Source organism: Armatimonadota bacterium (assembly GCA_013314775.1).
Taxonomy (GTDB): domain Bacteria; phylum Armatimonadota; class Zipacnadia; order Zipacnadales; family JABUFB01; genus JABUFB01.
The window spans coordinates 79,326-91,565 of the sequence record JABUFB010000012.1 but is presented as its reverse complement, the minus strand read 5'-3'; the positions used below and the strand labels follow the sequence as shown (position 1 = coordinate 91,565).

The 12,240-nt window shown below is 63.4% G+C and carries 10 protein-coding genes; 2 read left to right on the top strand and 8 right to left on the bottom strand.

What is annotated here, in order from left to right; genetic code table 11:
- Nucleotides 1-27: 27 nt before the first annotated feature.
- Nucleotides 28-840 (bottom strand): phosphodiester glycosidase family protein, encoded by an 813-nt coding sequence (locus HPY44_16295; GenBank protein ID NSW57571.1) that lies wholly within the window; start codon nucleotides 838-840, stop codon nucleotides 28-30.
- A gap of 456 nt (nucleotides 841-1,296) precedes the next feature.
- Here HPY44_16295 and HPY44_16290 point away from each other — a divergent pair, with 456 nt between their 5' ends.
- Nucleotides 1,297-3,360, top strand: a complete 2,064-nt coding sequence (locus HPY44_16290; GenBank protein NSW57570.1) for an alginate lyase family protein — start codon at nucleotides 1,297-1,299, stop codon at nucleotides 3,358-3,360.
- 86 nt (nucleotides 3,361-3,446) lie between these two features.
- Here HPY44_16290 and HPY44_16285 read toward each other — a convergent pair whose 3' ends face one another.
- A complete protein-coding gene (locus HPY44_16285; protein NSW57569.1) occupies nucleotides 3,447-4,193 on the bottom strand; it encodes a creatininase family protein in 747 nt (248 codons plus the stop codon).
- Between the two features lie 180 nt (nucleotides 4,194-4,373).
- Here HPY44_16285 and HPY44_16280 point away from each other — a divergent pair, with 180 nt between their 5' ends.
- On the top strand, nucleotides 4,374-6,185 hold the full coding sequence (locus HPY44_16280) for a DUF4832 domain-containing protein (protein ID NSW57568.1): 1,812 nt from the start codon (nucleotides 4,374-4,376) through the stop codon (nucleotides 6,183-6,185).
- 394 nt (nucleotides 6,186-6,579) lie between these two features.
- Here HPY44_16280 and HPY44_16275 read toward each other — a convergent pair whose 3' ends face one another.
- The 6 genes from HPY44_16275 to HPY44_16250 form a co-directional block, all read right to left on the bottom strand.
- Complete coding sequence (locus HPY44_16275) at nucleotides 6,580-6,813, bottom strand: hypothetical protein (GenBank protein NSW57567.1); 234 nt, start codon at nucleotides 6,811-6,813, stop codon at nucleotides 6,580-6,582.
- 70 nt (nucleotides 6,814-6,883) lie between these two features.
- A complete protein-coding gene (locus HPY44_16270; GenBank protein ID NSW57566.1) occupies nucleotides 6,884-9,586 on the bottom strand; it encodes a right-handed parallel beta-helix repeat-containing protein in 2,703 nt (900 codons plus the stop codon).
- A 109-nt stretch (nucleotides 9,587-9,695) separates the two neighbouring features.
- Entirely contained in the window at nucleotides 9,696-10,748 is a 1,053-nt protein-coding gene (locus HPY44_16265; GenBank protein NSW57565.1) for a hypothetical protein, read from the bottom strand.
- 50 nt (nucleotides 10,749-10,798) lie between these two features.
- A complete protein-coding gene (locus HPY44_16260) occupies nucleotides 10,799-10,957 on the bottom strand; it encodes a hypothetical protein (protein ID NSW57564.1) in 159 nt (52 codons plus the stop codon).
- Between the two features lie 43 nt (nucleotides 10,958-11,000).
- On the bottom strand, nucleotides 11,001-11,375 hold the full coding sequence (locus tag HPY44_16255; GenBank protein NSW57563.1) for a hypothetical protein: 375 nt from the start codon (nucleotides 11,373-11,375) through the stop codon (nucleotides 11,001-11,003).
- 23 nt (nucleotides 11,376-11,398) lie between these two features.
- On the bottom strand, nucleotides 11,399-12,238 hold the full coding sequence (locus HPY44_16250) for a DMT family transporter (protein NSW57562.1): 840 nt from the start codon (nucleotides 12,236-12,238) through the stop codon (nucleotides 11,399-11,401).
- Between the last annotated feature and the right edge of the window lie 2 nt (nucleotides 12,239-12,240).

Below are 12,240 nucleotides of genomic sequence, written 5' to 3'. Positions count from 1 at the left end.
CCTTCGAGCATGCACCGTGACGGTGCGCTACAGCTTACCTGTTACCGCGAGGATCGGGCCGAGTTCGGCCATGCTGTCGCACCGGTTGAGTGCCGTGGAGTAGACGCTGCAGATGCTGCCGTCCAGGAAAAGCGCGTTGTCGCAGCCAAGACCGTCTCGGAAGAACGTGGCGAACTCGTAGAAGTTCACGGGGTCTTCGGTGATCGCGAACACCACCTCATCCGGCGAGATGACCCCCACGCCATCCCGAAACAGCCGCGACGGCGAGTTCCGCCCGAACTTGGGGTGCAGCTTACCGTCGATCACCAGCATCGGCCCCGATTGGGTTGCCAGGCGCGTTTTCCCCTTGATCGACGGGTACTTCGAGGACTCCACGATCTTCGCGCCGTCCTCGGTAATGGCGAACACGCCATTGGGCTTCAGGCAAAAGTTGCTGCTGCCATTCGCGAGGTTGAGTGGACGAAGCTCTGTGGCGTTCTCCACGTACAAGCCCACCGGCGCAAAGTCCTCCGTGTACATGCCCGCGTTCATAGCGAACAGCAGGCGCCGGCCCTTGCGGTTCAGCCACGTCTCCAGCGCCGCAAAACCCTTGAAAGGTCGCTTTTTCTCGTCACGCCAGAAGAGCTCAATGTCGAACTTGCGCAAGTCCACGGTGCAGACCGTGTAGCGGTGCCCCTCGTATTCGACTGTCTCGACCGGCGGGCCGGGTACGACCTGTGGAGCGGCTTCGGGATCGGGAATGCCGGCGGTGGCCTCCGAGGGAGCCTGCAGAGCCCGCGATGCGAGATAGAGCGCGATGATGGCAAGAAGCGCGAGAGAGCAGGAAACGGCGCGACGCATGAGAAACCTCCATGAAGGTTTGCGGGGCCGCAGGCGGCCCCATCTCAGTATACGACAAAGCAGGGCCGTTTTCCTGCCCACCACTGAGCTTCCGGAACGGGCAGGAGCCTGTGCATCGCGTGCCCAACTGCCATCCCGTTATCTGGCGGGAACATCCACAAACACTCAACTTTATCCAAATGAGAGCGCGTTTCAGTTCTGCAGGCATCTGCGCGTCATCTATCGCTGGTCCGAGCATGTCGGAACCTGCCGAAGCCCGGCGCGCTCCCTGTTCGTTCCCAGTTCCACTGGCCGAGGGTGTTGAAATCTCGCTGGTGGGCCTTCTGCCTCACAGCCCACGAAGGGGGCGGCAGCCTACAGCCACGGGTGAATTGGAGCGAAGCGGAACGGAACCCGTGGACTCGCCCCCCGAATCGCTTGAGCCCCCGAAGGGGGCGACAGAAAGGAAACCAGACCATGCCGTGGTGGCTTATTCTCTGTCCGATTTTCTGTTTGCCAGTCTGCGCCCGTGCACAGGGTGACTATGACATCAGCGTCAGCGAGACTGACCTTTTCGAAGCCCTCAATCCTGATTTCCCCGGCCTGGAACCGACGATCCGGGCCTGGCGCGCCGGCGACATCCGGGCCGCCAAGACCGAACTGGCCAACTATCTGCGCACCCGCACCATCAAAGTCTGGTCCTTCGACCCACTCAAGCCGCACAGGAATGTGCCCAACGCTGAAGCCAGCCTCGCAGCGACCAGGGACATGCTGGCCCGGCGCGGCACTTTTCCCGAAGAGTGGTGGCTCGAAGGTGGTGAGTTGAACTGGCTCAAGAACCCCAACCACGGCAACATGAGCCGCGCCTACTTCCTCGAGGCGTTGGGGCGGGCATACTGGGCGTCCGGCTGCGATGAAGACATCGCGAAGTTGTGGGTCAGCTTACTGCGAAGCTGGCTGCGCCAGGTCCCGCAGAGCGGTGGCAATTCCGACTACTGGAACACCCTCGTCACCGGCATCCGAATGCGCAGCAGTTGGCCTAATGCCTTCTTCCATTTTCTGACATCGCCCAACTTCACCGATGAGGACATCATCCTGTACTTGCGCTCCACCATCGAACAGACCCGCCTGCTGCGGGAGAAGCATCGTGTCACCGGGAACTGGCTGACTTTCGCGATGATCGGTCTCTATACATCAGGCGTGATCTTCCCGGAGCTCAAGGAAGCCTCCGAGTGGCGCGAGTATGCCCTGAAAACCGCCCTGGCCGACCTGGATCGCGGATACCTGCCCGACGGCATGGGCGTGGAACTCTCCCCCGGCTACCACAATCTCTTCTACAATTACCTGCGCATGCATGATCTCGCGCTCTATGCGGACCGGGGAGATGACCCCTCCGTGCAGGCGCTCGCGGCCCAGTGCGAGCGGCTCTTCGAGCCCTACGTGGCGCTCTGCGCGCCGGACCGCACGCTGCCGAAATATCAGGATGGCGCGTTGGTGAATGTCCCTGAACGCCTGGCCGATGCGGTCCAGCGTTATCCGCACCGTTCGGATTTCAGGTGGCTTGCCGGCGGCGGGAAGGAGGGCGCAGAACCCGCGTTCCGCTCTACCATGCTGCCGTACGCGGGCTACTTCGCCATGCGGTCCGGCTGGGAGACGGACGCCAATCATCTTGCTTTCGACGCAGGACCCATCGGCTGGAAGCACTGCCACGAGGACAAGCTGAACGTTGTGATGTGGGCTTACGGCCGCCTGGTCTTGTTCGACCCGGGCCGCGGGAACTATGATGACACGCCGCTCGGGAACTACTGCATGGACACTTTCGGCCACAGCACGGTGATAGTGGACAACCGCCCGCAGCGCCGGAAGTGGAGCACCCCCGATCCGTCCCAGATGCCCTACAAACCAGTCTCCGACGTTCGCTGGCGCACCACGCCGGAGGCAGACTACGCCTACGGTGTCTTCAATGCGGATTACGGGATGCCGGGACCGTCCAAGCCTTATCCGTACTGGGAGGGCAGCAACTTCTACGAGGGCTGGGCGCGGCCCGCAACCCATCACCGACGCATCGTCTTCCGCCTGCCGGACCTGTTCGTGGTGGCCGACACGCTGGTCTCTCGGGACGGCGAAGCCCACGAGTACGATCTGCGCTGGCAGATCAACTCCACCCAGTGCCGGGGCGTCGAGGGCAGCCCGATAGTGGCCACCGCGGATGCGAACCTGCCGAACCTCGCGGTCATCCCGCTGGAAACCGAAGGCCTGGAGGTCGCAACCGCCTCCGCCCAGATGGAGCCGGAGATCCTCGGCTGGAAGTTTTACGAGAAGCCGGAACCGGCCACGACTCTGCGCCATATCCGCAGCGGCAATGGCACGGTGCAGTTCGTCACGCTCCTGCTGCCCCTGCGCGCCGGGCAGGAATGCGGGCAGGTCTCGGTACAGCGCATTGACCCCGAGACCTGGCAGGTCGCCCTCACCGACGGGCGCACTCTGCGCATCCACGTCCCCGCGGATGTGTCGCGGGATCTGGAGATAACGGTAGAGTAGGTGAGCCCGTTGCGAACGGATGTCTACTTGCCTGCATTCGCGCATGCGTCTCGCGCGCCGACCGTGGATGCTGAAACAGGAGAAACCTACCGCTCCAGCAACTCTGCGGCCTTCTGCACCACGATGTCCACCAGCCGCCGCAGACTCTCTTCGCCGAGCTCGACGTTGGCCTGTTGGATGGTCTCGATCACTTCGGGGCTGTTCGCCTGAAGCTGCGAAGGGCGCGGATCGGACAGGATGCGCTTCGCTCGCTCCAGTTCGACCATCCCCGGCGCGGTGGCCATCATCATCGAGGTCTCCCAGAGAGTCCCATGGCCCGTGGACCCCGGTGTCTGCCGGGCCAGTTCGGCCAGGAAGTCACTAAGCAGGCTGTAAGTGCCCGCGCCGAAGAACCGCATTCCCCGGATCACCCCACCGTGAGCCTGGGTCATGTCCTGCATAAGTTGGTCTGCGGGCGCGTGACCGGCCAGCGCGATGCACGCTCTGAAGCCCATGTCCGCCATGCTCTCGAGAACCTCGGTGTAGGCGAGTTCGCATAGCTCTCGGCTCACGAACAGGCTGGGCGGGTACAGCTCCCTCTCACCGGAGCGCATTTCCTCCCGCGACAGTCCGGGGAAGTAAGCGGGCGCGAAGGGAATCAGTGGGAACACGATCCCGCCGGTGATCTCCGCTGCGCGCAGGCAGACCTCGTACGGCGGCCACATGTCCATTCCAAGCGGGCAGTGCAGGCCGTGCTCCTCCGGTGCAGCCGCCGCCATGTACGCCAGCGGAGCGCGGCCGAACTCATCGTAGAACTCTTCGGGCAGGAGATCCTCCCACCGGTGTGATCTCATACTATGCGCCTTCCTTTGTGAAACCATCGAATGTAGCGGGCGGCAAGCAAGTCAACCTCAGCATTTCTCGAAGCGTCCCCTGTGACCTCCGACCGCGCCCAATGAGCAGGTCACCGGTGTCCTGCGGAAGAAACGTGGCTCAAATCGCAACATCCCGGCAGTACGTGGAGGCAGCGGACCATGAGCGACGTCTTCCTCGCCTTCATTCTCCTCGCATTCCTCGCCACTCTTTCATTCGCTGCGGATGAAAATGTAACCGTGCGTCCGCAAGATAACGGAGAAGCCCTCTGCAATCCGGGAATGGGCTGGGTGCTTCATTTCTACGACAACATTCCGCAGAACTACGGCTCCCGTCTGGAACCTTCCGACACCGTGGACGACTACCCCGGCCTGACCGTGGTATACCTGCGTATCCCGTGGTCCTACATCGAACCCGAAGAAGGCAGGTTCAACTGGTCGGTAGTAGACACTCCGGCGCAGAGGTGGATCGCGAAACGCAAGCGGGTTGCCTTCCGGTTCTCCGTGTGCGAGTCATGGACTCGCTGGGCCACGCCGGAGTGGGTTGCAAAGGCCGGTGCGAAGGGCAACAACTTCACCCCGGGACGGCTGGACGAGAATGGGCCGTACTGGGAGCCTGACTACGACGACCCGGTCTTCCTGGAGAAGCTCGACCACTTTCTGGCAGCCGCCGCCGCGCGCTATGACGGCGACCCCAACATCGCCTTCTTTGACATCGGCTCCTTCGGCGTCTGGGGCGAGGGCCATACCTGGTCCAGCACGGGTCTGGGGTATTCCGCCGACACCGTGCGCACTCACATCGATCTGCACCTGAAGCATTTCAAACGAACGCTGCTGGTCATCAACGACGACCACCACATGCAGGGCCGCGGGCAGGAGGTTATCGACTACGCGCGCGATCGCGGCCTTGCGTTGCGTGACGATAGCATTCTCGTTCAGGGCGGCGAACGCGCCTACCTCAGCGCCGATATGGCCCAGCCCTTCTGGCCCCATGTTCCCGTTATCCTGGAATCCGAACACTACGGCGGCTCGCGCGACCGCGGCAACTGGCAGGATGGCAGCAAATACCTGGAAGCAGTGGAGCGCTATCATGCCGCCTATGCGTCGATCCACTGGTGGCCCCGGGAGTTTCTGTCGGAGATGCGGCCACTCATCGACCGCATCAACCTGCGCCTGGGCTACCGGCTTCAGCTCATCGAGGCCACCTGGCCCCGCACCGTGCGCGTCGGAGAGTCGTGGCGGTTGCACACCGTCTGGCGGAATGCCGGGGTGGCCCCGTGTTACCCGGGCGGATTCCCGGCGATTACCCTGCGCGATGACAAGGGAGGCATTGCCGGCGTCTTCGTGGACGAGACCCTGGATATGCGCTCACTTCCTGTGGGGCCGCCGGGCGAAGCCGAAACACGGTCCCAGGAGGTCACATTCGCGCTCCCGTACAACCTCGCGCCGGGCGACTATGAACTACTGATCTCAGTGGGCAGCCGCACCGGCACGCCGCAGATCGCTCTTCCCCTGTCTGGGCGGGACGATTCGCACGCAAGCGGACCGCGCTACCACCTAGGGCGCCTCAAGGTGACGGGAGACTACGCGGTTGAGGTGGGAGAGCTTGAACAAACCGGAGGCGGGCTCGCACTGCCAGCGGCCTGGACGATCGAGCTTCCGCTTCCCGTCGGGGTGCGGCCCTTCATGCATTTCGAGCGCGATGGACGCATCGTATTCCAGGGCGGCCCGGCGGAGAATACCGACTGCTCCGCGCTGGAGCAGCCCGGAACGTATGAACTACCGCTGCGCTTCCGCCTGCCCGAGGGTGCACAGCCCGGGGTGTACCAGGTCCGACTGGGACTGTGGGTGCCCGAGCGCATAGGCAGGCCCGACGAGCGCATGATCCCCGATGATGGCGACCAGGATCGTCGCGTCACCGTAGGCGAGTTGGTGGTCAGAGAGGACGGCCAGCTGGACTTTGTGAAGCGCTGAATGCGGCGCCGTCGGTCGATGACCGGCACCCCACAGCGTCGGAGCACACTCGCCGCCACAGCCATTGCATCAGGGCCCGGCGGCCCCACGTCGGGCATGTTGTCGGGCCGTCCCATTGGCTCATAACTGAACCGCGCCGGATGAGGGCAGCAGGCGCACGCCCGTGATGTTTGGCGAGGCCGCTCGGGAAGCGCCCGCGAAATGGCATCTGGACCAACCACGAAGAGCGCAGGCGCGCACAGCAGGTGGAAGAGCAAGGCGCGGGTCATGATGCACGCGTCGTCAGGGTTCTCGGCGCCATAACGCTGCAACTGGGCCGTAAGCTCGTCCTTGCTCCATCCCGTCTGCGGTCCGAACCGGATGTCTCGGTACTGCTGCTCCAACCGCTCGCCCCTCATCGAATGGTCTGAGCATGGCGCCCGTCCGCGACCCGTCCATCCGCCGGAATTGCCCGTGCATTGGCCGGGTTGTCCAGAAACAGCCGGATCGAGCGCCGGACACCCTTGACCAGGTGTGTGGAGCAGACAGCGCTCACCGAGAAGGGAAGCGGCTTCTTGCCGAAATCTCCCTCCGGTTCGAAGCCGAGATCGTGCCCGGGCAGATGGCACAGGGCAGGCTTTCTCCCCATCGCCCAACAGCCCGGGCAACGGTTCCATCCTGCGCCGCTGTTCCTTGCGCGCCGCGCAATTTCTGGCGCTCTACGGCCCGATCTGACGCATGACGACATTATCGAGGTACATCTCGGCCGGCTCGGTGCCGTTACTTACGAACCCCAACCACTCGATTTTGTTGAACTCCGGGCCGCAGGGCAATTCTTTGCCTTCGAACAGCACCCGTCCGTCCGCGCCAGTGATAGTCAGATCCCACTTCGCATCGGCCAGCGCGCCCAGGCCGTCGGTGATGGTGAAATGCAGCCACTCGCTATCGGGGAGAATGGTCTCGGTGGGTCGCTTCTCATTGAGCAGCAGACGCCCGTTCTTCTCAATGTAGATGCATGGGCCGACCTTGGCATACGACGCGGTGTTGCGCCATTCGGTCCAAAGCATTGCGCCGGGTTCGCGGTACAAGTCGAAGTCCAACCGCAGCAGTATGTCCCCCGACAGGTGCGGACTGTAGTAGATATGCGGCAGGTGGTATGTCAGGTTCGGCGCGTCCACGAACCGCAGGCTGTGCGGCGCAGAGGCGGCCCGCAGGTCGCTGATCTCCACGTAGGCCCCGCCTTTCACATCTTCCACCACTGCTGCGAGCGCAGGCTTCTGCCCCGGCAGGCCGTCGTCGAAATCGTCCTCCGGCAACATTGACCGCAGGTGCCTCTCATTGGGCAGGAGGGGGTTCAACGCGAACTTCGAGGGCAGCGACGTCCACGCATCATCTCCGTAAAGGCCGACAGTGCTCGTATCGATGGGCCGGAACCCCATAGCCAGCGCAGGAGAATCAGGCTGAAGCCGGAAATCACGATTCTCGGCATCCACAAACTTCGGGTCGGCGATGCGCGAGTGGGCGTCCATTCGCGGCGTGTACCAGATGTCGTTGATCCCCTCCTTCTTGCGCCACTCATCCCAGGTGAAGTCCAGGAACTTTATGGGCCGGCCGTCGGGCCGCCAGTAGAGGTTATAGTCGATGATCTTATTGTAGCTCTGCCATTGGGGGACGTACCGAAAGGGCGTGCCCTGCCCCTCCAGGACCACGATGTTATACTGAAAGATATTGGTGCGCTCGGAGTCGATCCCCAGTCCGAACCCGCAGAAGGCGGAGATGTTGTTGAGCACCGTGATGCACGAGGTCCCATGCTGGATGCGGATGCCGCCGTGCCCGCAGTCGTGGCACACGTTGTTCTCGCATAGCAGACCGGAGCTTCCACCGTCGATGTAGATGCCGTGCCCGATAGGGTCCGGCGGCGTGCCGATGTGATGCACCAGGTTATTGCGGATCACCGAGCCCGGCGTGAGGCCCAGGCTGTAGATGCCGCCGCCATCCTCCAGCGTTCGCATCACGTGGTGTACGTGGTTGTACTCCACGATGTTCTCGCGGGTACCCGAGTACACGATGTCCCAGGTCCAGCCCAGCGAAATCCCGGTATAGCGCAGGTCGCAGACCTCGTTGTGCGAGAAGGTGTTGTTCGCCCCGTAGCCCATGAAGATCCCCACCGCGCCGGGGTTCGTATGCCCACCATCGTGGATGTAGTTGTTATCCACAAGATTATGGTGGGCCAGCCGGGTCACGGGTTGCGGCCGGTCCGTGGTGCCTATGCGCACTCCCCCGCCGCCGAGATCGTGCAGGTGGTTGCGCTGAACCGTATTGTAGGAACTGTCCCGATCGAAGGAGATGCCGTAGCGTCCCACGTGGGCAACTTCACACCCGGTGACCGCGCAGTGTCTCGCGGCAGAGAACTCCAGCGCCGCGCCCAATCCGCTGGCGGCCTGCGGCGTCGAAAAGCCGGTGGGCGGCAGATGCCACTCAGCGTGCTGGAAGGACAGCCCCTCGAAGCGCACGTGCTCGACCCATCTGTTCTCCTCTGCGTCTCCCCGCGCGGCGATCAGGCACTCGAACATCGGGGCCACCACTTCCGCCGCACCCAAGTCATCACCGGCGAAGGGGATGATCCGCAGCTCTCCGGTCTCGCGGTCAAGCTGCCACTCGCCCGGCGCGTCGCAGGAACCCGGATGATTCATCACAATATACGGGCACGTTGCCATGCCCGGCTTCGGCAGCTCCCAGACCGCAGGGCCCGCGAGGGTCACGATGCGGTTTTCCGGGTCCACGGCCTTGAGGGGGAATGTGCCGGTATTCCAGCTGAAGGTGACGCGAATCTCCACGTCCGACAAGTTTGGCCAGGCCTGGATGTCTCCCGCGCGGAACATGAACCGGTCACGGGAGGCTCCCGACCCGCCTTCGGGAGGCACGCCACGCATGATGGAATACTGGCCCTCATTGGGGGAACGCGCCGGGATGTACCGCCTGCCGTTGACAAACAACTGGCGGAAGACCCAGCCGTGATTCGCGGCCTGCGGGATGGTCGCCGACCAGGAGCCGTCCTCGTTCCGGCGCAACCCGGTGATCACGCGCCCGCCAGAGATGACAGGCGATTCACCCTCCGCTGCCGCGTAGACGATCGGCGCGCTTTCAGTCCCCGAATCCTCGGGCCCCAATGCCAACGGTTCAGCAAGGCGGTGAGTACCTTCGTGAACTGCGATCCGAATTCCGCCCTCAGGCAGCCCGGTTCCGTGCTTCAGATCGCGGATCGCATCCCGCGCCCGAGTCAATGTGCGGAACGGCGCATCCGCGCTTCCCGACGCAGCGTCATCCCCATCAACCGCGACGTGGAACACCATGGGCTCTGCGAAAGCAAGGTAGTTGGCCAGCGCGAGTACTCCGAGCGTAAGTCGGACAAGTGGCGTCATCCATGATCACCTTCAGACGCGTGGCGCATTCCGGCGCGCCTTCGCAGGTATCGCTGTCCGTGAAGAAGACCGGCTGCAGGGGGAACATCGGCCCGGCTTTCTGGGCCTGCTACGTCACTGTCGCCTCCACGAACGCGCACTCACACGGGTTGCCTTTGGTCATCCGGATCAGCCTCTCGCCGGGAGACATCATCACCGCCGCGCAGGTGCGCACTTCGCTGATCCCACTGGCGTGACGACAAAGCGGGGTCTCGTGATCCCCCAATATGTTCCACAGGGAGGCCATGTCGTGTCTCTCATCGGCGCGCAGCAGTTCCCACATCCGGGCCTCGCGCTGCAGGGAGTTCTCCGACGGCGTGGTCTGACCCACGTACTCGATCATGCCCGGATCGTTGTAGTGGTTGGCATGGGCCAGCAGACCCGAACCGTCCGGCTGCACAAGGGCGTGCCTCTCAGCGCTTGTCTCTATCGCCGCCAGTTCGCCGTCCGGCCCGGCCACATAGTAGTAATGCCCTGACATGCGCGGGGCATCGGTGATTGCGCGTACCGCAGCCTCGTGGGTCGCCTGCGCCAGCGCGTTGTGCAGAAGCGCCAGGTACATGACGCCGTGCCGCGCATCCGCCGGGGTGAGGTTCGTGTTGCCCACAGCGATTCCGTGCTCGTTCAGTCCGATGAGTGCCAGGCAACCCGCAGTAGTAAGGGTCAACGTGACCGGGCCTGAAGCCGGAGTGCGCCGGAAGGCCACCACGTGGGGGAATGCCCCGGCGTTCATATCCCACGTCTGCCCCACGTAAAGATGCCCCTCGGCGGAAGCTTCCGGCAGGACCGCGCACGATGTGCACTCGGACGGACCTGTCACGCGCCGCACAAGGTCCACGAAGTCCGTGTACCCGTTCCCGATCAGCAGCTCCTCGCACGATAGCCCCGCACCCTCCGCGATGCCCCGGAACTCGGCGTATGTGTCGGGCGCATACTCCGCAAAGGCCGGCAGTGACTGGCCTGCGAGAGCCAGCAGGTCGCCCCGGGACATGTTCCCCGCAGCGGCCAGGCACAGTTCCATCCGGGTCTCGTACATTGCTCGTGCGCCCTCTGCGAGCAGTTCCCCGTGCTGGCGCCCCATCTCTTCCGGGGTGCCCTGGAGATCGATGATCTCGATGATCATGCTCTCACTTCCCTGTTATTCGGCGAGGAATCCCGTGCGTGACCATTGCCTCATCGCCTGCCGCTGATCCGTCCCGGAGCGAAGCTGTGGGGATACCTGATTTCCAGCACGCACTTGCGCACTTCCAGCTTGCCCTCAAAGCCCGGGCTTTCCTGAATGCGCCGCAGGGTCAGCGTATTTTCGCCATTGCTGACAGCTGCGACGGGCACGGTGAACTCCACGATGTCGCTCCAGCAGCCGTGATCGTAGTGATTATAGTGGTACCCGTTCCAGCGAGGCCTGCTTCAGCAGAATCGCCACATCCTCCAGCCGGTTGAGGCCCTTCAGCTCCAGCGTAAGCGTCACACTTGCCTTCCCGAAGCTCGGCTGAATCACGTCATCAGCCAGCATCAGCGGAAACGCACCCTCAGCCTGCCCTGGCGCCAGGGCAAACCGGCTCTCCCAGCCTTCATTGCCGTGAATCTGGGCGTCCCAGGGCCACATCGCCCAGACATACTGCTTGTCTCCAGACGCAACGCCCTCAGCGTCCGCCAGTTCGCTGAGGACTTCGCGGTCCCACGGTCCATCGGCACAACTGAAGTTGAACAGGCTCAGACCAGTCTCCTCCCACGTCGCGGCCCGGTTCATTCATACAGTCCCGGCACTCGCTGTCACCGCAGATTGATCAGCACCGCTGCCGCCGTTACCAGCGCGATGCCCGTCATGCCGATTTTCCCCGGCACCTCGCGCCAAACCAGCGCCGCGAACGCCACGGTCAGCGCAACCGCCATCGCCTCTCCGAAAGGGAAGACCACCGCACCCTCATAGGTCTTCAGCGCCATCACAATCACCGGCGTTGCGCCCGCGTAGCACAGGCTCATCACCGCGCCCCAGGACACCACATGACCGTCGATCCGTCCGCGGTACAGCGGCCACAGGAAGCCCATCCCCACTGCCGCCGACGAAAAAGTCGCCAGCATGAACCCCGCGAAATGCTCCTGCGCATGCTGTTCGTCGAACCATTTCAGGGCCACCAGTACGCCGCCATTGAAGACCACCAGCCCTGCGAATATCAGAACCTTGCGAAGCGTCAGCTCGGTATCGGTCACGCCTTTGTCCAGGGCGAGCATGGGCATGGCAATGAGGCAGAGGATCGCCCCGGCCAGACGCACCGCCGTGGGATGTTCATTCCAGATGAGGAGGGATGCCAGCATGGGGACCAACGCCGATAGCTGGCACATCGCGGCCATCACCGACACACCGCGGTCAGCAAGGGTCGGCACGAAAAGCAGATAGGTGACCACGTAAAGTACGCCCAGCAGCACCCCTGCGTACACGAACAGGGGCGGCATGCTTGCAGGCTGCAGGCCCACGATCGCCCCATAGATCAGGGCCGAGAAGAGGTACGTGAACCCACCTACGGCATACAGGTTCAGTCTCGCGCGCTGGATATGGCGCGCGGCGACGCTCTGGAAGGCATATAGGACGGGGATCAGCAGCAGGTAGCCCATGT